This window comes from Sphingobium sp. WR1 (assembly GCF_059693745.1).
Map to the genome: position 1 here is coordinate 50,155 of NZ_JCATID010000020.1, position 20,362 is coordinate 70,516.

The following is a 20,362-nucleotide window of genomic DNA, read 5'->3' on the forward strand; positions in this document are numbered from 1 at the left end:
TCTGCTTTACGCAAGCGTCAACCATAGGAAAAAGGGCTGCGCCGAATGCCAGCGCAGCCCCTGGAATTTCCCTGCGTCGCGGGGATCGGGATGCGACCGCCGATGACGCTACGGCATCACTCCTCGCTCTTGTTCCCGCTGAAGGGATCAAGGATGGAGGCGGCGCCCGAAATCAGTTCGGCTTCGCTCTTCAACGCCTCTTCGGCGCGGCGCGCTGCGTCCTGGCGCTCGCGGCGCAGTTCCTCGATCAGCGCCTCGCGGTCGCCGTCCAGACGCGAATCGGTTGGCGCCTCGATGCCCGCCTTCTTCGCCGCCTTCGTCACCAGCGCATCCAGTTCGCGCTGCGAACAGAGGCCCAGCGTGACCGGGTCCTTGGGCACGATGTTGCTGATGTTCCAATGGGTGCGGTCGCGGATCGCAGCGATGGTGGTGCGGGTGGTGCCGATCAGCTTGCCGATCGCACCGTCCGAAATCTCCGGGTGGTTGCGCAATATCCAGGCGATGCCGTCAGGCTTGTCCTGACGCTTGCTGACCGGGGTGTAGCGCGGCCCCTTGGTGCGACGGACCGGCTCCGGCCCCTTCAGCATCTTGAGCTTGTAATCGGGGTTCTGCTCGCCCTTGTGGATTTCCTCCATGGTGATCTCATGGGCGCGCACCGGATCGCGGCCGGTATATTTGATGCTGGCGGTATCGTCGGCGATCGCCTGCACTTCGAGGATATGAAGCCCGCAAAATTCCGCGATCTGGTCGAAGCTCAGAGCGCTATTGTCGACCAGCCAGCTGGCAGTCGCGTGGGGCATGAGAGGCTGGGACACGGGGTCATCTCCGGCACGTAAAAACGATAAGGGCCGCCCAATCAGGGCGGCCGCGACGGAGCAGGGATAGTCCATCCCGGCCTTTGCGGCAAGAAAATCCGGCAGGGAAAAGCGTCAGGCGGCGCTTTCGATGACCTCGGGGTCGATCGCGTGCAGCCCGGACAGGAATTCGCGCGCGCTGCGATCCCAGCTGAAGCCGCGACCATAAGCGGCGCAGGTCTGCCGGTCCCGCGCCAGCGCGTCGGTGATGGCCTGCCCCAGATCTTCCGACAGCGCGCCGGTTTCCGGCGTCACGATATCGACCGGCCCCGTCACCGGATAGGCCGCGACTGGCGTGCCGCAGGCCAGCGCCTCGATCATCACCAGCCCGAACGTATCGGTACGGCTGGGGAAGACGAACACGTCAGCGCCGGCATAGGCGCCCGCCAGTTCCGTCCCGAACAAGGCGCCCAGGAAACGCGCCTGCGGATAGGCCCGCTCCAGCGCCGCGCGCGCGGGGCCGTCGCCGACCACCACTTTGGTGCCGATATGATCGGTCGCGAGGAACGCTTCCAGATTCTTCTCGACCGCGACCCGCCCGACATAGAGCATGATCGGACGCGGCAGATCAGCGAACAGCGCCGGCGGTGACGCATCGGGCGTGAAGGCAGCCAGGTCGACGCCCCTGCCCCAGGGACGCACATTGGCGACGCCATGGGCACGCAACTGCTCGCGCACGGATCGGGTCGACACCAGCACCGCCTGAGCCGGGCCATGGAACCAGCGGATATAGCGCCAGAACCAGGCGGCGGGCAGGCCGGTGCGCTGCGCCACATAATCGGGGAAATGGGTGTGATAGGCGGTGGTGAAGGGCACGCCGCTGCGCAGGCACCAGCGCCGCGCCGCGACGCAGAGCGGCCCCTCGGTCGCCAAATGCACCGCATCGGGGCGGAAGGCCGCGATCGCCTGCCCCACCACGCTCGACCGAACCAGCGCCAGCCGGATTTCGGGATAGGTCGGACAGGGAATGGAGCCGTAAAGGTCGGGGGAGATCACCTTCACCGCATGCCCCATCTGCTCCAGCTCGCGCTGGATCGTCTGGAGCGTGCGCACCACGCCATTGACTTGCGGGGTCCAGGCGTCGGTGACGATCGCGATCCGCACGCCCGCCTCCGTCAAGCAGCCAGCCGGGAGGATTGCTTCGGATTTTCCTTGGCGGTGCGGGCGGCGATCTCGTCGGCCCAGTGCAGCACCTCCATCCGCCCGTCGAAATGCTCGACCAGCGCGGTGCAGCCTTCCACCCAGTCGCCGTCATTATAATATGCGACGCCGTCGATCTCGCGCATTTCGGCATTGTGGATATGGCCGCACACCACGCCGTCGACGCCGCGCGCGCCGGCCTCGTGCGATACCACTTCCTCGAAGCGGGAGATGAAGGAGACGGCGTTCTTGACCTTGTGCTTGGCCATCTTGCTGAGCGACCAGTAAGGCAGGCCCATGCGCTGGCGGACGGCATTCACCACCACGTTGAGGCGCATCAGCGTCGTATAGGCGGCGTCGCCGACGAAGGCGAGCCAGCGGTGCGCCAGCATGATCGTGTCGAACTCGTCGCCATGCAGCACCAGCAGCTTGCGCCCGTCCGCGGTCATGTGGATCGCCTTGCGCCGGATTTCCACGCCGCCAAAGCTCATGCCCGTGAACTGGCGGAACATCTCATCATGATTGCCGGGGATGTAGACGACCCGCGTGCCGCGCTTGGCGCGCTTCATCAGGCGCCACACCACGTCATTATGGCTGGCCGGCCAGTAAAAGCGCTTCTTCAGCCGCCATCCGTCGATGATGTCGCCCACCAGATAGATGGTGTCGCTGTCCACATTGTCGAGGAAATCGATCAGCATGGTCGCGTTGCAGCCGCGCGTGCCGAGGTGGATGTCCGAAATCCAGATGGTGCGATAGCGGCGACGCTGCCCTTCCCTCTCCGGGATATGGAAGCGGTCGTCCGCGCCTTCTTCCAGGTCGCTAAGGAAGGGCAGGCGCGTAATGGCGTTCATGATACGATCCCCAAAGACGTGTGTCCTTGGGAGCGAATCCCTAGCGCCGCTATGTTACAACTTCGCAGGGAATATGACGAAAATGCTACGATTTGCGTGGGTTCATGCACGCATAGCGGCGCTGAGGCGCATCGCCGTCGCCCTGAAAGCACTGCGCCGATAGGGGAAGGTTTACCGAAACGAAGGTCAGGGCGGCAAACAGCGCTCACCGTCGCGCCGGGCGCGACAGCAATCTCTGCAACCCAACGAAGCAAGCAAATATGCTTCTTTTGACAGGCGAAATGATCATGTTGACGACAACCGGCACTTGTCAGATCGTGACGCACCTGCGAGGCGATAGCATGGCGGCGCACCCCACCGGCCTGGAACAGGACAAACATGCGGCGGCATCTCTATCTCATCGCCGGGCTCATTTCGATCGGCCTTGGCGCGATCGGCGCCTTCCTGCCGCTGCTGCCGACCGTCCCCTTCATGATCCTCGCCGCCTTCTGCTTCGCCCGCTCCAGCCCTCGCCTCGAAGCGAAACTGCTCGACCACAAGCATTTCGGCCCGCATATCCGCCGCTGGCGCGAACATGGCGCCATCAGCCGCCGCGGCAAGAAAGCGGCGCTGGCCGCCTTTGCCTTCAGCGTGCTGCTGGCGTTATTCTTCTCCCCATGGCCCTGGCCCCTCGCACCTCTTGCCGCCGCACTGATCGGCGGCCGCTGGATATGGACCCGGCCGGAGGCATGACGGACGACGCATAATCAATGCGCCTGGAGCATGTTTCCTGCGTCCGCCCCTTCCTTCGCTATTCTTATTGTTGCGGCACCGAGGCGCGGGCGTTCTGGCCGTCGCCTTCGGGCGCGGCGATGATGTCGCGGGTGGTGGCGCCCTTGTCGACCACCTGCGTGTCGGGATCGCCCGCCGAAGACCGGATGCCCGCAGCCGCATTGGCGCGGCCAGCGGCGCTCAGGGTCGCGCTTTCGCTGGCGCTGCGCGGCGCGGGGCCGCCGAACATAGCCTGCATCGCTTCGCTGCGCGAATCGACCGCGGCGGCGGCCGGCGTGCCGGGCGCGGGCGGGACGAGCGCGAAGTCGGGCGGGATCACCAGCGGCGCCTGACGCGAGACGGCGAATTCATCGGGGCGGTCGCGGCCCATCAGGCCGCCGCCACCGCCACAGGCCGACAGGGTGGTCACAAGGCCAGCGGCGAGGATCAGTTTACGCTTCACTTCAAAGTCTCCGTCTTTGCGCCCTTGTCGCGCAGCAGCAGCGCCCGCGCAAGCAGGATCAGCACGCCGATCGTGATCGCCGCGTCGGCCAGGTTGAAAATCAGGAAGGGCCGCCATTCGCCGAAATGCAGGTCCGCATAATCAACGACATAGCCCAGGCGAACCCGGTCGACGATATTGCCGATCGCCCCGCCCAGCACCAGCCCCAGCGCCGCGACATCCTGCCGCGCGCGCTCGCGCCACATCCACACGCCCACGAAGCCCGCGATCAACATGGTCATGCCGACCAGCGCCCAGCGCATGACATTGGTGTCGGCATGGAAGAAGCCCATGGAAACGCCGCGATTTTCCAACCAGCGCAGGCGGAAGATCGGCAATATGTCGATCCCCATATCCGCCCGGCTCTTGAGCGCGAGCGGATAGGTGACGGTATATTTGATGAGCTGGTCGAGCGCGAGCGTCGCGATCGCGACGGTCAACCCCAGCGGGCGGTGATTGATGGCGGGCTGGAGGCTCATGCGCTCAGCACCGCGTCGCAGCGGTTGCAGAGCGTGCCGTCCTCCTTGACCTCGGGCAGCAGGCGCCAGCAGCGGCCGCACTTGTTCCATTCGCTGGGCTTGACGATGATGCCGTCGCCAACGCCCATCTCAATCCGCGCGACGATAGCGATTTCGGCGAAGTTCACACCATCGCTGGGCAGCATTTCGCCCATGGTGACGTCGGCCTCCAGACTGGAGCGGATGATCTTCTCGCGGCGGAAGGGTTCGATCGCCTCGTTCACCTGCTCGCGCTGGTCGCGCAGTTCGGCCCATTTGTCGTTCAGATGGCCGTTGATCCAGTGATGGTCGATCTCCGGCCATTCTAGGAAATGGACGCTATCCTCGTCGCTTGGGAAACGACTTTGCCACACCTCCTCAGCGGTGAAGGGGATGATCGGCGCGACATAGCGGACCAGCGCATGGAACAGCGTGTCGAGCAGGGTGCGATAGGCGCGCCGCTTGGGGTCCGACTTCGCATCGCAATAGAGGCAATCCTTGCGGATGTCGAAGAAGAAGGCTGACAGGTCGCTGTTCGCGAAGTCGAAGATAGCCCGGGTGTAGCGGCTGAATTCTAGCCAGTTCTCGCTCTTCGCGGCCTTGTCCACCACGGCGCGCAGTTCGGCATCGAGCTGGGCGAGACGATGGAGCATATAGCGCTCCAGCTCCGGCATTTCCGCGTAGGAGACGGCTTCCGTCTCTTCATCATAGTCGGAAAGAGCGCCGAGCATATAACGGAAAGTATTGCGCAATTTGCGATAGGCATCGGACGAGCCGGCGAGCACTTCCTTGCCGATGCGGACGTCATCGAAATAGTCGGTGCTGGCGACCCAGACGCGCAGGATATCCGCGCCGCTCTCGCTCATGATCTTCAGCGGATCGACGACATTGCCGAGCGACTTGGACATTTTCTTGCCCGACCCGTCGAGCGCGAAGCCATGGGTCAGCACCGCCTTGTAGGGCGCCTGGCCGCGGGTGCCACAGCTTTCCAGCAGCGAGGACTGGAACCAGCCGCGATGCTGGTCCGATCCTTCGATATAGAGGTCGGCGCGCGTGCCTTCACCATAGCGGCCCTCCACCACGAAGCTGTGAGTCGAGCCGGAATCGAACCAGACGTCGAGAATGTCGTTCACCACCTCATAGTCGTTGAGGTCGTAATCGGGGCCGAGCAGCGCCTGATGATCCGCGCCGAACCAGGCGTCCGCACCCGCGCCCTTGAACGCTTCGATGATGCGGGCATTGACCGCCGGATCAACCAGATAGTCGCCGCTCTTGCGATGGACATAGAGGGCGATCGGCACGCCCCAGGCGCGCTGGCGGCTGATGACCCAGTCGGGGCGACCTTCGACCATGGAGCGGATGCGGTTGGTCGAGCGCTCGGGCACCCAGCGGGTGTGCTCGATGGCGTCGAGCGCGATTTCGCGCAGGGTCGGGCCGTTGCCGGTGACGATCGGGGTCGGCATCACGCCGCCCTCGACATCGACCACCACGCCTTGCTGCGGCTTGTCCATCGGGATGAACCATTGCGGCGTGCAGCGGAAAATGATCTTCGCCTTGGACCGCCAGCTGTGCGGATAGCTGTGGCGGAAATCGTCGGATGCGGCGAGCAGCCCGCCCGCTTGCGCCAGGTCGGTGCAGATCGGGCCGTCCTTGCTGACGAATTTGGGGTTGATGACCGAGCCTTGGCCGCCCAGCCAGAGCCAGTCGGCGCGATATTTGCCGTCGCCCTCTACGGCGAAGACGGGGTTCAGGCCATGCGCCTTGCACAGCGCGAAGTCGTCCTCGCCATGGTCGGGCGCCATGTGGACAAGGCCCGTGCCCGCGTCGGTGGTGACGAAATCGCCCGCGAGGAACGGACGGGGCTTCGCGAAGAAGCCGCCGAGCGCGTGCATCGGGTGACGCGCGACGGCTCCGGCTAGTTGCGAGCCTTTGCCCTTCCAAATGACATTGTCATCCCCGCGAAGGCGGGGATCCATCTCCGGCGCTGCGGCCGGTGCAAGGTCGGGAGATGGGTTCCCGCCTTCGCGGGAATGACGGTTGAGGACGGAAGCGATGAGCGCTTCAGCAAGCAACAGCTTACGGCCGCCACTTTCCACAAGGACATATTCAACATCCGGCCCATAAGCCAAGGCCTGGTTCACCGGGATCGTCCAGGGCGTGGTGGTCCAGATCACCGCATGGGCGCCGACCAGTTCCGGCGCATTCGGCGCTTCCACGATCTCGAACGCCACGTCGACCTGGGTCGAAACGATGTCCTCATATTCCACTTCCGCCTCGGCCAGCGCGGTCTTTTCGACCGGGGACCACATGACGGGCTTGGCGCCGCGATAGAGTTGGCCGCTTTCCGCGAATTTCAGCAGTTCGCCGACAATCGTCGCCTCGGCATCGAACTTCATGGTAAGATAGGGGTCTTCCCAATCACCCATGATGCCCAGGCGCTTGAACTGATCCTTCTGCACGCCCACCCACTTGTCGGCATAGGCGCGGCACTGGGCGCGGAACTCGGACGCGGGCACCTCGTCCTTGTTCAGCTTCTTCTTGCGATATTCCTCCTCGATCTTCCATTCGATCGGCAGGCCGTGGCAGTCCCAGCCGGGCACATAGGGCGCATCCTTGCCCAGCAGCGACTGGCTGCGAACGATGATGTCCTTCAGCACCTTGTTCATCGCATGGCCCATATGGATGTCGCCATTGGCGTAGGGCGGGCCGTCATGCAGGATGAAACGTTCGCGGCCGGCGCGCTTCTCGCGCAGCTTGCCATAGAGGTCCATCGCCTCCCACTTCGCCGCGATGGCCGGTTCCTTGGCGCTCAGGCCCGCCTTCATCGGAAAGTCGGTGACGGGAAGGAAGACGGTGGACTTGTAGTCAGGTGCGTCGGTCATGGGTGTCCGGTATCTGCAAACATCCGTTCGTTTCGAGCGCAGTCGAGAAACGCAGGCACGGCGCTGATCGCTTCTCGACTTCGCTCGAAGCGAACGGGGTTATGAATAATTGCGCGGCATTAAGCGAGGTGGGGCGTTCCCGCAAGGATTTGCCGAGCATCGTCGCAGTCCCGCGCGATCTGCGCCATCAACGGCTCGAGGCCGTCAAATTTCGCCTCCGGCCGCAGATAGTGGATCAGTTGCACCTCGATCTGCTGATCATAGAGGCTTTCGGCGAAATCGAAGAAATGCGGCTCCAGCAATTCTTTGGGCGGATCGAAGCTGGGACGGATGCCCAGATTCGCCGCCCCGTCGAGCACCCGCCCGTCGGGGAGCAGCCCGCGCACCGCATAGATGCCATAAGCGGGGCGCAGATAATGGCCCATGTCGACATTGGCGGTCGGAAAGCCGATGGTGCGGCCCAGCTTGTCGCCATGCTGCACCACGCCCTGAATGGCAAAGGGCCGCGTCAGCAGGCGTGTCGCCGTGGCGCAGTCCCCGGCCTTGAGCGCGTCGCGGATGCGGCTGGAGGACACCACCTCCCCCGTTTCGTCGGTGACGGCAGGCACGGCTTCGGCCACCATGCCCAGCGCACCGCCCAGTTCGGCCAGCGTAGCGGCAGTGCCGCTCTTGGCCTTGCCGAAGGTGAAATCCTGCCCGGTGACGACGCCGGCGGCGCCCATGCCCTGCACCAGAAAGCCGGCAAATTCCTCCGCGCGCATCGCGGCCATGGCGGCGTCGAATTCGAACACCAGCATGGCGTCGGCGCCCGCCGCCGCGAACAGCGCCTGCCGCTGGTCCAGCGTGGTCAGGCGGAACCAGGGCGTATCGGGCCGGAAGAGGCGCACGGGATGCGGGTCGAAGGTGGCGACGATCGCCGGCCGCCCCTCGGCGCGGGCGCGGGCGATGGCGCGGCCGACCACCGCCTGATGGCCCGCGTGAAACCCATCGAAATTGCCGAGCGCCATGATGCTGCCGCGCAGATGCGAGGGGATCGGGGCGCTGCTCAGGAGCCGTTCCATCGCGCGGGCTATAGGGGGGCGAAGAGAGCGTGGCAATGGATGCGATACCGACCGGCATACCCGTCATTGCTTGGCTACGCTCGCAATGACGAAATATTTTATCGCCGCACGAAGGTGACGAAGCTGTAGGCCGGGCGCCCATCCAGCGCCGGATGATCCTCGCGCGCTATTTCCTGCCAGTCCGCCGTGTCGGGATAGGCGATGGCGGCGTCGCCCGCCGCTTCCAGATGCACTTCGGTCAGTTCGATCCGATCGGCCAGCGGCAGGAACAGGCGGTAGATTTCCGCGCCGCCGATCACCATCACGGTGGGCGCATCGGCGAGGACGACGGCGCCGGCCACATCATGGGCAACCTCAGCGCCCTCCCCCGTCCAGCCCCTATCCCGCGTCAGCACGATATGGCGGCGGCCGGGCAGCAGACCGGGCAGGCTGTCGAAGGTCTTGCGGCCCATGATCATCGGATGACCGACGGTGATCGCCTTGAAATGCCGGAGGTCCGCCGGCAGCCGCCACGGCAGGTCGCCATCCCTGCCGATCACGCCATTGTCGGCGCGGGCGAGGACGAGGGTGATTTGGGTGTTGCTCATCTCCGGCACCCTTCGTCATTCTCGCGCAGGCGGGACGCGCTAGCGCGCCGCAAGCAATCCATCTCCCGCCATCGCCCTATCCGCAAGGTTCGGAGATGGATCCCCGCCTTCGCGGGGATGACGGACAAGCAGGCGCAGGTCTGCTTCACAGCGACAACCGCGTCACATGCCCCATCTTGCGGCCGGGGCGCGCCTCATGCTTGCCATAGAGGTGCAGGTGATTGGCCGGGTCGGACAGGATCGCCTGCCAGTCATTGGCGTCGTCACCGATCAGGTTGCGCATCTCGACGCGCGGCGCGGCGAGGCCGGTGTCGCCCAGCGGCAGACCGCAAATGGCGCGGACATGATTTTCGAACTGGCTCGTCACCGCGCCCTCGATCGTCCAGTGGCCGCTATTGTGGACGCGCGGGGCCATTTCGTTGAAGACCGGACCGTCGGCGCTGGCGAAAAATTCGCAGGTCAGCACGCCGACATAGTCGAGTGCGTCGGCGACCTGCTTCGCCATGGCGCGCGCCTGTTCCACCTGCCCCTCGATCAGCGGCCCGGCGGGCGCGGTCGAGGTCGACAATATGCCGTTCACATGGACGTTGGCAGGCGAATCCCAGAAGCGCACCGCCCCATCCGCGCCGCGCACCAGAATCACCGAAAATTCCTCGGCGAAGGTGACGAAACCTTCCAATATGGCACTCTGGCGGCCGATGGCGTTCCAGGCGCCGACGGCGTCGCCCGGCTCCGACAGGCGCGCCTGCCCCTTACCGTCATAGCCCATGCGGTTGGTCTTGAGGATCGCGCGGCTGCCGACCTGCTCGATCGCGCTTTCGAGGTCGTCGAGGCTCTCGACCGGAGCGAAGGGCGCGGTCAGGCCGCCCAGATTGCAGACGAAGCGCTTTTCGGCGAGCCGGTCCTGCGCCACGCGCAGCGCCTGCGCGCCGGGGCGGACCAGCCCATGGGTGCTAAGCACCTCGACCGCAGCGGGATCGATATTCTCGAACTCATAGGTGACGACATCGACGCCATCGGCAAAGGCCGCGAGCGCATCGGCATTCTCATAGGCGCCCCGCGTCCAGCAGGGCGAGACATCGGCGGCGGGGCCGCTTTCCTCGGGCGCGTAGATGCAGGTGCGATAGCCCAGCTGCGCCGCCGCCATGGCGATCATCCGGCCAAGCTGGCCGCCGCCGATAATGCCGATGGTGGAGCCGGGCGCGATGGTCGTCATATATGTTCCGCTCAGTCTTCGACGGTTTCGGCGACGGCGTCGGTCTGGCGCGCGCGCCAGGCGTCCAGCCGTTCGGCCAGGTCCGGATCATGGGTGGCGAGGATCGCGGCGGCCAGCAGTCCCGCATTGATCGCACCGGGTTTGCCGATCGCCAGCGTGCCGACAGGGATACCGCCGGGCATCTGGACGATGGAGAGGAGCGAATCCATGCCCTTCAGCGCCTTGGATTCGACCGGCACGCCCAGCACCGGCAGCCGCGTCATCGACGCCGCCATGCCGGGCAGATGCGCCGCGCCGCCCGCGCCGGCGATGATGACCTTCAGGCCCCGCGCCGCCGCGCCCGTGGCATAGTCATAGAGGCGCTGCGGGGTGCGGTGGGCGGACACCACCTTGCATTCATGGGCGACGCCCAGCGCTTCGAGCGTCTCGGCGGCATGGCGCATCGTGTCCCAATCGGACCGCGACCCCATGATGATGCCGACTTCCACTGCCCCGCTCATATTCCGCTTCCCCTGATAGCCCGGTCCGGAAAGCAAAGCCCCTTAGCGGCCGGGCCGCTAAGGGGCAATGATAAGTATAACCGTTCAGAAATCGCGATTAGCGCTCCGACAGATAATAGCGGTCGATCGCGCTCAGATCGTCGGCCAGCTCATAGACGATCGGCTGGCCGGTCGGGATTTCCAGCTCGGTGATCTCGTTGTCGGGGATGTTCGACAGATGCTTCACCAGCGCACGCAGCGAATTGCCATGGGCGGAAATCAGCACGCGCTTGCCGGCCCTGAGGTCAGGGGCGATGGCCGATTCCCAATAGGGCAGCACGCGGGCGATCGTGTCCTTCAGGCTCTCGGTCGAGGGGATGGCGATGCCGGCATAGCGGCGATCGGCCGACAGGTCGAATTCGCTGCCCGCTTCCAGCACCGGCGGCGGGATGTCGAAGCTGCGGCGCCAGATCTTGACCTGATCGTCGCCATGTTTGGCCGCCGTCTCCGCCTTGTTGAGGCCGGTGAGGCCGCCATAATGGCGTTCGTTGAGGCGCCAGTCCTTCTCGACCGGCAGCCAGAGCCGGCCCATTTCCTCCAGGGCGAGGTTTAGCGTCTTGATCGCGCGGGTCTGGAGCGAGGTGTAGCACTGATCGAAGTCCAGCCCCTTTTGCGCCATCAGCCGGCCCGCAGCGCGCGCTTCCTCGACGCCCTTCTCCGTCACATCGACGTCCCACCAGCCGGTGAAGCGGTTTTCCAGATTCCAGGCCGACTGGCCGTGGCGGATAAGGACGAGAGTGGGCATAGGGCACGTCTCCTGCTCGATGGCGGCAAATGATGCGCATCCCATAACGGGCAAAATCGCGGGCGCAAGCTTGTCGCCCCTGCGTTTCGCCCCACATTGCAGTCAGGCCGTCCTTGGGATAGCCAGTCAGGGTCCAACGGAGGAACAGGATTTGGCATTTGTGAAGGGCGCCTGGCGCATATTGGTCGCGATCAAGGACGGCCTCGTCCTGCTCTTCCTGCTGCTCTTCTTCGGCGCGCTCTATGCCGCCCTCTCCTTCTCGCCCAAGCCGGGCAAGACCGTGTCGTCGGGCGCGTTGCTGCTGGACCTCGACGGCAGCATCGTCGAGCAGCCGGCCGAGATCAGCCCGATGGCGCTGCTCAGCGGGTCCGGCCCAGAGGCGAAGGAATATCGCCTGTCCGACATCGTCGCCGCGCTCGACGCGGCGAAGAGCGACGGCAAGGTCAAGGCGGTGGTGCTGAACCTCGACGGCTTCATGGGCGGCGGCCAGGTCGCGATGGCGCGCGTGGGCAAGGCGCTGGACGGCGTGCGCGCCGCGAAGAAGCCGGTGCTGGCCTATGCCACCCTCTACAGCGACGACGGCTATCAGCTTGCCGCCCATGCCAGCGAAATATGGAGCGACCCGCTGGGCGGCGTCGCGATCCTGGGCCGGGGCGGCTCCAACCTCTATTATAAGGGGCTGATCGACAAGCTGGGCGTCAACACCCATGTCTATCGCGTCGGCACCTACAAGAGCTTCGTCGAACCCTTCACCCGCACCAACCAGTCGCCCGAAGCCAAACAGGCCAATCAGGCATTGGCCGGCGCCCTGTGGCAAAGCTGGCAGGACGATGTCGCAAAGGCGCGGCCCAGGGCGAAGATCGCCGCCTATGCCGCCGATCCCCTCGCCGCCGCGCGCGCTTCGGGCGGCGACATGGGCAAGGCGGCGCTCGCCGCCGGCCTGGTCGACAGGCTGGGCGACGAAGCCGCCTTCGGGGAACGCGTTGCGGATATTGCGGGCGACGCGCCCAAGGACAAGACGGGCAGCTTCGCCGCCATCGACCTTTCCGCCTATGTGAAGGCGCGCAAGCCCGCCAATGACGGGCAGATCGGCGTGCTGACGGTCGCGGGCGACATCGTCGACGGCGAAGCCGGTCCCGGCACGGCGGCGGGCGACACGATTTCGGACCTGCTGCTGACCGCCCTCAACGAAAAGAAATTGAAGGCCCTGGTCGTGCGCGTCGATTCGCCGGGCGGATCGGTCATGGCGTCGGAGAAGATCCGCAGCGCGATCCTGCAGGCGAAGGCGGCCGGGCTGCCGGTGGTCGTCTCCATGGCCAATGTCGCGGCGAGCGGCGGGTATTGGGTGTCGACGCCGGGCGACGTCATCTTCGCCGAGCCGGACACCATCACCGGATCGATCGGCGTGTTCGGCATCATCCCCAGCTTCGAAGGAACGCTGGCGAAGATGGGCATCACCACCGACGGGGTGCGCACCACGCCCCTGTCCGGCCAGCCCGACGTTGCCGGGGGCACCACGCCGGAATTCGACCAGATCATGCAGCTGGGGGTCGAGGACATTTATCGCCGCTTCGTGGGGCTGGTGGCGCAATCGCGCCGCAAGTCGCCGCAAGCGATCGACGCCGTCGCGCAGGGCCGCGTCTGGGACGGCGGCACCGCGCGCCAGATCGGTCTGGTCGACCGCTTCGGCGGGATGGAAGACGCCATCGCCGAAGCCGCGCGCCGGGCGAAGATCGACCCGGCCAAGGCGCGGGCTTATTATATCGAAAAGCAGCCCGACAAGTTCGCCGAGTTCATCCAGTCGATCGCCGAGCGCGAACAGGATGATAGCAGCGCGCCCCGCGACATGCTTGCGCGCCAGGCGTGGATGCAGCGCGGCTGGGCGATGCAGGCGGTGTCGGACGTCAAGGCGCTGGTCATGGGCGCGGGCGTGCGCGCGGACTGCCTGGAATGCCGAGGCTATGGCGCGCCGAAGCCGCGCAGCGCGGCGGAGGAGCGCGGGCTGCTGGCGATGCTGGCGGGATTGTGGCGGTAAGCGGCGGCTAGCGGCCAGTTTGAGACATCGAAGGCGGCGTGAATTAAATCGGATTGCCGCCATTTGTGGTCTATGCGAACCTCCCGGTATGAGGCTATTTGGTATCCTTCCTCTGCTTTGTGCGATCTCCTCCTGTTCCGAGCAGCCAAAACGGGAGGTTTGGGCTGTGGTCATCAGTATTGCCGAGCACGCGAACCCTAAATGGAACTCCGACGAACTGGTCGTTACAGCGCGAAGTCAAGATGGAGCTTTCGGTTCAAAATCCGTTCTGAGGGCACGTCTCCAATGTCGCGTAGGTGATACGGTGCACGGTTCTGCGCAGGGTATGGCGCTAACGCTGGATGATGACGCCTGCGTGAGTTGAAGGTCCGCTTTCTGGCATTCGCGCTTGAATAGAGATTTCGCTTCCCACCCCAAACCCGCCCTACCCCTCCTCCTCCCGATAGCCCGGCAGGCTCAGCCCGCGCCGGATCGCCAGGGCGCGCAGGCCAAAGCCCAGCAGCGCCGCGATGACGCCCGCGACCGGCACCTCCAGACCCAGCCAGCGCAGCGCCACGAACAGACCCGCGGCGAAGGCCGCCGCCGTCACATATAGTTCGGGCCGCAGCAGGATCGACGGCTCGCCCGCCAGCAGGTCGCGCATGATGCCGCCGACGCAGCCGGTGACGACCCCCATCATCCCCGCGACGAAGGGCGGCACGCCGAAGCTCATCGCCTTGGCCGCGCCGAACACGGCGAAGGCGGCGAGGCCGATCGCGTCCAGCCAGTCGAGCGCGCGGTCGCTCCACCAGCGGCGCGGCGTGAACCAGACGACCAGCGCCGCGACCATGCAGGCAATCGCCGGCATCGGGTCCACTACCCAGAAGACCGGCGCGCCGATCAGCAGGTCGCGCACCGTGCCGCCGCCCACCCCTGTCACCAGCGCGAAAAAGGCGAAGGTGACGAGCGTCTGCCGCAACCGCGCCGCCGCCAGCGCGCCCGATGCGGCGAAGACGAAGGTGCCGACGATGCTCAATGTTTCCAGCACCGGACCGATGGAGGTGGCGAGCGAAGGCGTGGGTGGGAGCATGTCGCGATCTAGCCACCCATCCCCATTCGTGTCGAGCGCAGTTGAGACACGGGTGGCGCGGTCATATCTGCCTGCCGTCATCGAGCGGGATGATTTTACAGCATTCGTCATTGCGAGCGCAGCGAGGCAATCCATTGTCACTCCGATGGATTGCCTCGCTGCGCTCGCAATGACGATAGAAAACAGCGGAAAAGCTGCCTTCCGACGGCATTTTATCGGAAAGAACTGCGCCCTTACTTCCGCCCCTTTTCCGCCGCCAGCCGGCTCATCAGGATGGCGGCGCGCTTGGCCTGGCGCTTCATCGTGGACAGGTCCGCCTTTTCCGCCGGGCTGTGATCGTCGCTCGACGCCAAGCCGAGGCCGACAAGCCCGTCCGTGTCCGCCGCGACGAAGGCGATGTCGCCCGCGCCGCGCTTCAGCGGGTCGAGCGCGGGCATTTCCGGCAGGCCAAGGTCGGTGTTGACGCCATTGAGCTTCGCCAGCAGCGCCTTATTCCCTTCGGTCGGCGCCATCGATGGATAGCCCAGGTCGAAGGCGATGCTGGCTGACGTGCCGGTCAGATGGTTCGCATCGACGATCGCCTGCATCTTCGCCCGCACGCGACGGGTCTGCTCTTCGCTCAGGGTGCGGAAATCGCCCTTGGCGACCGCGACCGGCGGGATGATGTTGGTCTTGCCGGTCACGGCGATGCGCACGCCGTCCTTGTCGACCGCCGCGCTCTGCCCGCCGCCGATCAGCCCGACATTGAAGGTGAGGTTGGGTTCCGGCAGCTCCTTGCGGAAGGCGGTGACAATCCGCGCCAGTTCGTAGATGGCGCCGTCGCCGGCCGCCGCGGAGAAGATGCCCGAGCTATGGCCCGATTTGCCGGTCGCGGTCAGGGTCCAACTGTTGGAGGAGCGGCGGGCGATCGACCCCATATCCTTGCCGCCCTCTTGCGCCAGCCCCTCGAAATCGAGCGCGACATCGGCCCGCTTGCCCGCCGCGATCAGGTCGGCGCGCGCGATGGCGATCGGATCGCCCGAATCCTCCTCGTCGCCGGTCAGCACCACTTCGATATTGGCGTTTCCGAGCGTTCCGGCCGCCTGCATCGCTTTCAGCGCCAGCAGCATCGTCACCACCCCGCCCTTGTCATCGCCGACGCCGGGACCGGCAGCCCAATCCCCGGAAGCGCCGCCCACGCGCTTGAAGGTCTGGAAGGGCGAATCCGGTTCGAACACCGTGTCGAGATGGCCGATCAGCAGCATCTTCGTGCCGCCCGCGCGCCCCTTGTGCACCGCGATCAGATGGCCGGCGCGCCCGGCGGCGTCCATCGGCTTCCATGTGACGGTGAAGCCAAGCGCCTCATATTCCGGGCGCAGCATGTCGGCCACCGCCTTCACCCCGGCGAAGTTCATCGAGCCGCTATTCTGGTTCACCAGCCGTTCGAGCAGGGCGATGGAGGGTTCATAGCCCGCCTCCACCGTGGCGCCGATCGTCCGTTCGGCGGGACTGAGCGCGGCATGGGCCATCGGCGCGCCGCCCAGCAGCAGCGCGCCCGCGAGCATGACTCGAATCACTTGGCCAGTTCCGCCTCGATCGCGGCGATCAGCGCTGGGTCGTCGGGCGCGGTGGTCGGCGCGAAGCGCGCAGCGACGCTGCCGTCCTTCGCGATCAGGAATTTCTCGAAATTCCAGAGGACTTCCGGCACCGGATTGGGGGTCATGCCATAGCCCTTGAGCTTTTCGCGAAAAGCGTCGCCCTCCCCCTGCGCTTCGGGCTGCGCGCTGGTGAGCGCGGCATAGAGCGGATGCTTGTCCGGGCCGGTGACGACGATCTTTTCGAACATCGGGAAATCGACGCCGAAATTGGTGGTGCAGAAGGTCGCGATCTCGTCATTGCTGCCCGGTTCCTGCGCGCCGAAATCATTGGCGGGGAAGCCTGCGACCACCAGCCCCTTGTCCTTATAGTCGGCATAGAGGGTTTCCAGCCCCTCATATTGCGGGGTCAGTCCGCATTTGGAGGCGACATTGACCGCCAGCACCACCTTGCCGGCATAGTCCGCAAGGCTCGCGTCCGCGCCCTTGATCGTCTTGAGCGGAATGTGCTGGATATCAGTCATCTTCATCTCCTTGGAATCGGGTTGCGGCGGACCTTGCCATCAAATCGCCGCGCCGAACAGGCGCCCCGCGCCTGCCGTCACCGCCATCGCCAGCGCGCCCCAGAACAGTGTGCGCAGGATCGACCGCAGCGGCTTCGCTCCGCCCAGCCGCGCGCCGACATGGCCCAGCAGGGCAAGGCAGAGCAGGCAGACTCCGACGATCGCTGGGATGGCGCCATTCGCCGGCACAAGCGCGGCGGCCAGCACCGGCGGCGCGGCGCCCGCGGCGAAGCTGGCGGCGGAAGCCAGCGCCGCCTGCACCGGGCGCGCGGTAGCGAGATCGGAAATGCCCAGCTCGTCGCGGGCATGGGCGCCCAGCGCATCGGCCGCCATCAACTGCTCCGCCACCTGACCCGCAAGGTCGGGCGTCAGGCCGCGTTCGACATAGATGTCGCGCAACTCCACCCATTCGGCATGGGGCTGGGTGGCGATCGCCTTCTTTTCCTTGGCGAGGTCAGCGCGTTCCGTATCGGACTGCGCGCTGACCGAGACATATTCCCCCGCCGCCATCGACATGGCCCCCGCCACCAGCGCGGCGATGCCGGTCAGCAATATGGCCTGCGCGCTGGCGCCCGACGCGGCGATGCCGGTCATCAGGCTGGCGGTCGACACGATCCCGTCATTCGCGCCCAGCACCGTCGCCCGCAGCCAGCCGACGCGGTTGACATAATGGACGGCGTGATGGGGGATTGGGGGTGTCGTTTGCGTGTCCATCACATACCCCTCGGTTCCATATCGCGCCCATCTTGCCGTTCGTTTCGAGCGAAGTCGAGAAACGAAGTCCAGCACCGACACCATCGCGCTCCACGGTTCTCGACTTCGCTCGAACCGAACGGGCGTGGGACTATCCCGCCAGCCCCTCGGCCTTTTCCGCCAGTTCCAGCCAGCGTTCTTCTGCCGCGTCCTTATCGCCCCGCGCCTTCTCGATCGCGCCGGTCAGCGCGGCGAATCTCTTCGGGTCGCGGGTGTAGAGCGCCGGGTCGGCCAGCGCTTCCTCGTCGCGCGCGATCGCCGCTTCCAGTTCCTCGATGCGCTTGGGCAGAAGGTCAAGGTCGCGCTGATCCTTGTAGCTGAGCTTGGCCGACACGGGCTTTGGCGGCGGGGGCGGCGCGGCCTCCTTCTTCTCAGCCTTGGGAGCACGGCGCGGATCGCGCTTGGCCACCCAATCGGCATAGCCGCCGACGATCACGTCGACCGTGCCCGATCCGTCGAGGCCCAGAGTCACCGTCACCGTGCGGTCGAGAAAGTCGCGGTCGTGGCTGACGATGAGCACCGTGCCGTCATAGTCCGCGATCACCTCCTGCAACAGGTCGAGCGTTTCGAGGTCAAGGTCGTTGGTCGGTTCGTCCAGCACCAGCAGGTTGGATTCGCGGGCAAATTCGCGCGCGAACAACAGGCGCGAGCGTTCGCCGCCCGACAGGGTGCCGACCTTGGCCTCTGCCAGCGACGGATCGAACAGGAAGTCCTTGAGATAGCCATGAATATGCTTGCGCACCCCGCGCACGTCAATCCAGTCGCCGCCCTCGGCCAGCACGTCGCGCACGCTCTTGTCGCCCTGCATCAGGCTGCGCTGCTGGTCGATGAAGATCATGTCCAGCGTCTTCGCCTGGCTCACTTCGCCGCTGTCGGGCGCCAGTTCGCCGGTCAGCAGCTTGAGCAGGGTCGACTTGCCCGCACCATTGCCACCGACGATGCCGATCCGGTCGCCGCGCTGCACCCGCAGGGAAAAGTCCTTGATGATGGTCCGGTCGCCGAACGTCTTGGTGACATGCTCGGCCTTGATGACGCTCTTGGTCTTGCTGCCGTCGCTCGCCACCGCAATCTTGGCGGTGCCCTGCGGCCCCTGCATCGCAGCGCGCTGGGCGCGCATTTCCCACAGCTTGGCAAGGCGGCCCTGATTGCGCTTGCGCCGCGCGGTGACGCCGCGCTCCAGCCAGTGCGCCTCGATTTTCAGCTTCGCGTCCAGCTTCTCCGCCGCCCGCGCCTCCTCGGCATAGACGGCTTCCATCCATTGCTCGAAGCCGCCGAAGCCGACTTCGTTACGGCGCATCTGCCCCCGGTCGAGCCACAAAGTCTGGCGGGTGAGGCGCGTCAGGAAGGCGCGGTCGTGGCTGATGACGATGAAGGTGCCGTTATAGCGCGCCATCCAGTTCTCGATCCAGTCGATCGCGGCGATGTCCAGATGGTTGGTCGGCTCGTCCAGCAGCAGCAGGTCCGGCTCGCTCGCCAGCGCGCGGGCGATGGCGGCGCGGCGGCGCTCGCCCCCGCTTGCCGTCTTCGCCTCGCGCGACAGGTCGATGCCCAACTGGTCGGCGATCGCTTCCACCTCATGCGCGGGGGGCGCAAATTCGCCCGCCAGCGCGAAATCATGCAGCGTCTTGAACGGCGTGACGTCCGGGTCCTGCTCCAGCGTGATGACCCGCGCGCCCGGCTGCACCGACCTGATGCCTTCATCCGGCTCGATCTGCCCGCCGATCAGCTTGAGCAGCGTCGTCTTGCCCGCACCGTTGCGGCCGATCAGCGCCAGCCGGTCGCGCTGGCCGACATGGATGTCGATGCCGCGAAAAAGCCAGTGGGTGCCCTGCGAGAGGCCGAGATTTTCGAAGGAGAGGATGGGTGCTGCCATGGCCGTGCAGCTAGGGCTTGTCCGGCCCCGTAGCAAGAGCGGAACCAGAAAGCTGTCTGACGGCTTTCAACGCATGTCAGCGTCCATTCATCGCACCCAGGCCAATGGGGGTGCATCGTTCATAGAGGAGAAAAGTCCATGAAATCCGTTCTCGCCCTGATGGCGCTCGGCGCCGCCGCGCTACCCGTAGCGGCCGTCGCCCAGACCAGCGTCACCATCGCCGAGACAGCGCCGGTGGTGACATTGAACGTCACCGAAAGCGTCGAGGCCGCGCCCGATGTCGCGACCGTCGGCACCGGCGTCCAGACCCGCGCCCAGACCGCGCAGGCCGCCATGCAGGACAATGCCGCCAAGACCGAAAGGCTGATCGCCGCGCTCACCAAGGCCGGCATCGCCAAGCAGGACATACAGACCAGCGGCATCAACCTTTCCGCCCAATATGACTATAGCAACCGCGACGGCCAGCCCCAGGGGCCGCGCTTCATCGGCTATGAAGCGTCGAATCAACTGACGGTGAAGCTGCGCGACATCAAGCGGGTCGGGCCGTCGCTCGACGCCATGGTCGCGGCGGGCGCCACCAACATCAGCGGCCCCAGCTTTTCGATCGAAGACCCCTCGCCGCTGATCGCCCAGGCGCGCGGGACCGCGCTCAAGACCGCCAAGACCCAGGCCGATTTCTACGCCCAGGCGGCGGGCTTCCGCTCGGCGCGGCTCGTGTCGATCAGCGAGAGCAACAGCGGCGGCCAGCCGCCCATGCCGATGATGCAAAGCGCCCGTTTCAAGGCGGACGCCGTCGCCAACACCCCGGTCGAACCCGGCCAGGTCAGCGCGTCGGTAACGCTGACCGTCCAGTATGCGCTGGAGAAATAAC

General features: G+C 65.7%; 19 protein-coding genes. 3 read left to right on the top strand and 16 right to left on the bottom strand.

The window, feature by feature from the left end; genetic code table 11:
* Positions 1 to 116 precede the first annotated feature (116 nt).
* From AC58EF_RS20475 to AC58EF_RS20485, 3 genes are all read right to left on the bottom strand, one after another.
* Positions 117 to 800, bottom strand: coding sequence for a DUF1013 domain-containing protein (locus AC58EF_RS20475; RefSeq protein WP_497278299.1), 684 nt, complete (start codon positions 798 to 800; stop codon positions 117 to 119).
* A gap of 129 nt (positions 801 to 929) precedes the next feature.
* A complete protein-coding gene (locus AC58EF_RS20480) occupies positions 930 to 1,958 on the bottom strand; it encodes a glycosyltransferase family 4 protein (protein ID WP_497278226.1) in 1,029 nt (342 codons plus the stop codon).
* An 11-nt stretch (positions 1,959 to 1,969) separates the two neighbouring features.
* Entirely contained in the window at positions 1,970 to 2,845 is an 876-nt protein-coding gene (locus AC58EF_RS20485) for a UDP-2,3-diacylglucosamine diphosphatase (protein WP_497278227.1), read from the bottom strand.
* A gap of 378 nt (positions 2,846 to 3,223) precedes the next feature.
* Between AC58EF_RS20485 and AC58EF_RS20490 the strand changes: the two genes are divergently transcribed.
* Entirely contained in the window at positions 3,224 to 3,577 is a 354-nt protein-coding gene (locus AC58EF_RS20490; RefSeq protein ID WP_497278228.1) for a YbaN family protein, read from the top strand.
* 64 nt (positions 3,578 to 3,641) lie between these two features.
* Here the strand turns inward: AC58EF_RS20490 and AC58EF_RS20495 are convergent, their stop codons facing one another.
* The 8 genes from AC58EF_RS20495 to gpmA all read right to left on the bottom strand — a co-directional run bounded on the left by AC58EF_RS20495 (position 3,642) and on the right by gpmA (position 11,624).
* Positions 3,642 to 4,058, bottom strand: coding sequence for a DUF3035 domain-containing protein (locus AC58EF_RS20495; RefSeq protein ID WP_497278230.1), 417 nt, complete (start codon positions 4,056 to 4,058; stop codon positions 3,642 to 3,644).
* Positions 4,055 to 4,576 carry a signal peptidase II gene (gene lspA / locus AC58EF_RS20500; RefSeq protein ID WP_497278232.1) on the bottom strand — a complete coding sequence of 174 codons (522 nt, stop codon included), beginning with the start codon at positions 4,574 to 4,576 and terminating at the stop codon, positions 4,055 to 4,057. Before lspA ends, AC58EF_RS20495 begins: the two co-directional genes overlap by 4 nt.
* Positions 4,573 to 7,476 carry an isoleucine--tRNA ligase gene (ileS, locus tag AC58EF_RS20505; RefSeq protein WP_497278233.1) on the bottom strand — a complete coding sequence of 968 codons (2,904 nt, stop codon included), beginning with the start codon at positions 7,474 to 7,476 and terminating at the stop codon, positions 4,573 to 4,575. Before ileS ends, lspA begins: the two co-directional genes overlap by 4 nt.
* A 119-nt stretch (positions 7,477 to 7,595) precedes the next feature.
* On the bottom strand, positions 7,596 to 8,537 hold the full coding sequence (locus tag AC58EF_RS20510) for a bifunctional riboflavin kinase/FAD synthetase (protein ID WP_497278234.1): 942 nt from the start codon (positions 8,535 to 8,537) through the stop codon (positions 7,596 to 7,598).
* A 98-nt stretch (positions 8,538 to 8,635) separates the two neighbouring features.
* Complete coding sequence (locus tag AC58EF_RS20515) at positions 8,636 to 9,124, bottom strand: dihydrofolate reductase (RefSeq protein ID WP_497278235.1); 489 nt, start codon at positions 9,122 to 9,124, stop codon at positions 8,636 to 8,638.
* Positions 9,125 to 9,269: 145 nt separating this feature from the next.
* Positions 9,270 to 10,340 carry a 5-(carboxyamino)imidazole ribonucleotide synthase gene (locus tag AC58EF_RS20520; RefSeq protein ID WP_497278237.1) on the bottom strand — a complete coding sequence of 357 codons (1,071 nt, stop codon included), beginning with the start codon at positions 10,338 to 10,340 and terminating at the stop codon, positions 9,270 to 9,272.
* A gap of 11 nt (positions 10,341 to 10,351) precedes the next feature.
* Positions 10,352 to 10,840, bottom strand: a complete 489-nt coding sequence (purE, locus tag AC58EF_RS20525; RefSeq protein ID WP_497278238.1) for a 5-(carboxyamino)imidazole ribonucleotide mutase — start codon at positions 10,838 to 10,840, stop codon at positions 10,352 to 10,354.
* A gap of 97 nt (positions 10,841 to 10,937) precedes the next feature.
* Positions 10,938 to 11,624, bottom strand: coding sequence for a 2,3-diphosphoglycerate-dependent phosphoglycerate mutase (gpmA, locus tag AC58EF_RS20530; RefSeq protein WP_497278239.1), 687 nt, complete (start codon positions 11,622 to 11,624; stop codon positions 10,938 to 10,940).
* A gap of 151 nt (positions 11,625 to 11,775) precedes the next feature.
* On the opposite strand from gpmA, the gene sppA reads away from it, so the two are divergent.
* Entirely contained in the window at positions 11,776 to 13,659 is a 1,884-nt protein-coding gene (sppA, locus tag AC58EF_RS20535) for a signal peptide peptidase SppA (RefSeq protein ID WP_497278240.1), read from the top strand.
* 424 nt (positions 13,660 to 14,083) lie between these two features.
* Here the strand turns inward: sppA and AC58EF_RS20540 are convergent, their stop codons facing one another.
* The 5 genes from AC58EF_RS20540 to AC58EF_RS20560 all read right to left on the bottom strand — a co-directional run bounded on the left by AC58EF_RS20540 (position 14,084) and on the right by AC58EF_RS20560 (position 19,491).
* Positions 14,084 to 14,728 carry a trimeric intracellular cation channel family protein gene (locus tag AC58EF_RS20540; protein WP_497278301.1) on the bottom strand — a complete coding sequence of 215 codons (645 nt, stop codon included), beginning with the start codon at positions 14,726 to 14,728 and terminating at the stop codon, positions 14,084 to 14,086.
* Positions 14,729 to 14,961: 233 nt separating this feature from the next.
* Positions 14,962 to 16,272 carry a M20/M25/M40 family metallo-hydrolase gene (locus AC58EF_RS20545; RefSeq protein ID WP_497278241.1) on the bottom strand — a complete coding sequence of 437 codons (1,311 nt, stop codon included), beginning with the start codon at positions 16,270 to 16,272 and terminating at the stop codon, positions 14,962 to 14,964.
* 8 nt (positions 16,273 to 16,280) lie between these two features.
* Positions 16,281 to 16,826, bottom strand: a complete 546-nt coding sequence (locus AC58EF_RS20550; protein ID WP_497278242.1) for a glutathione peroxidase — start codon at positions 16,824 to 16,826, stop codon at positions 16,281 to 16,283.
* A gap of 39 nt (positions 16,827 to 16,865) precedes the next feature.
* Positions 16,866 to 17,579, bottom strand: coding sequence for a VIT1/CCC1 transporter family protein (locus AC58EF_RS20555; RefSeq protein ID WP_497278243.1), 714 nt, complete (start codon positions 17,577 to 17,579; stop codon positions 16,866 to 16,868).
* Between the two features lie 130 nt (positions 17,580 to 17,709).
* Positions 17,710 to 19,491, bottom strand: coding sequence for an ABC-F family ATP-binding cassette domain-containing protein (locus AC58EF_RS20560; RefSeq protein WP_497278244.1), 1,782 nt, complete (start codon positions 19,489 to 19,491; stop codon positions 17,710 to 17,712).
* Between the two features lie 138 nt (positions 19,492 to 19,629).
* Here AC58EF_RS20560 and AC58EF_RS20565 point away from each other — a divergent pair, with 138 nt between their 5' ends.
* Complete coding sequence (locus AC58EF_RS20565; RefSeq protein WP_497278245.1) at positions 19,630 to 20,361, top strand: SIMPL domain-containing protein; 732 nt, start codon at positions 19,630 to 19,632, stop codon at positions 20,359 to 20,361.
* Position 20,362 lies beyond the last annotated feature (1 nt).

What these genes read in the sequence shown, in the direction of transcription:
- AC58EF_RS20475 (WP_497278299.1), bottom strand. Translation starts at nt 800, where the DNA reads ATGCCCCACGCGACTGCCAGCTGGCTGGTCGACAATAGCGCTCTGAGC.
- AC58EF_RS20485 (WP_497278227.1), bottom strand. Translation starts at nt 2,845, where the DNA reads ATGAACGCCATTACGCGCCTGCCCTTCCTTAGCGACCTGGAAGAAGGC.
- AC58EF_RS20490 (WP_497278228.1), top strand. Translation starts at nt 3,224, where the DNA reads ATGCGGCGGCATCTCTATCTCATCGCCGGGCTCATTTCGATCGGCCTT.
- lspA (WP_497278232.1), bottom strand. Translation starts at nt 4,576, where the DNA reads ATGAGCCTCCAGCCCGCCATCAATCACCGCCCGCTGGGGTTGACCGTC.
- ileS (WP_497278233.1), bottom strand. Translation starts at nt 7,476, where the DNA reads ATGACCGACGCACCTGACTACAAGTCCACCGTCTTCCTTCCCGTCACC.
- AC58EF_RS20510 (WP_497278234.1), bottom strand. Translation starts at nt 8,537, where the DNA reads ATGGAACGGCTCCTGAGCAGCGCCCCGATCCCCTCGCATCTGCGCGGC.
- AC58EF_RS20515 (WP_497278235.1), bottom strand. Translation starts at nt 9,124, where the DNA reads ATGAGCAACACCCAAATCACCCTCGTCCTCGCCCGCGCCGACAATGGC.
- AC58EF_RS20520 (WP_497278237.1), bottom strand. Translation starts at nt 10,340, where the DNA reads ATGACGACCATCGCGCCCGGCTCCACCATCGGCATTATCGGCGGCGGC.
- purE (WP_497278238.1), bottom strand. Translation starts at nt 10,840, where the DNA reads ATGAGCGGGGCAGTGGAAGTCGGCATCATCATGGGGTCGCGGTCCGAT.
- gpmA (WP_497278239.1), bottom strand. Translation starts at nt 11,624, where the DNA reads ATGCCCACTCTCGTCCTTATCCGCCACGGCCAGTCGGCCTGGAATCTG.
- AC58EF_RS20540 (WP_497278301.1), bottom strand. Translation starts at nt 14,728, where the DNA reads ATGCTCCCACCCACGCCTTCGCTCGCCACCTCCATCGGTCCGGTGCTG.
- AC58EF_RS20545 (WP_497278241.1), bottom strand. Translation starts at nt 16,272, where the DNA reads ATGCTCGCGGGCGCGCTGCTGCTGGGCGGCGCGCCGATGGCCCATGCC.
- AC58EF_RS20550 (WP_497278242.1), bottom strand. Translation starts at nt 16,826, where the DNA reads ATGACTGATATCCAGCACATTCCGCTCAAGACGATCAAGGGCGCGGAC.
- AC58EF_RS20555 (WP_497278243.1), bottom strand. Translation starts at nt 17,579, where the DNA reads ATGGACACGCAAACGACACCCCCAATCCCCCATCACGCCGTCCATTAT.
- AC58EF_RS20560 (WP_497278244.1), bottom strand. Translation starts at nt 19,491, where the DNA reads ATGGCAGCACCCATCCTCTCCTTCGAAAATCTCGGCCTCTCGCAGGGC.
- AC58EF_RS20565 (WP_497278245.1), top strand. Translation starts at nt 19,630, where the DNA reads ATGAAATCCGTTCTCGCCCTGATGGCGCTCGGCGCCGCCGCGCTACCC.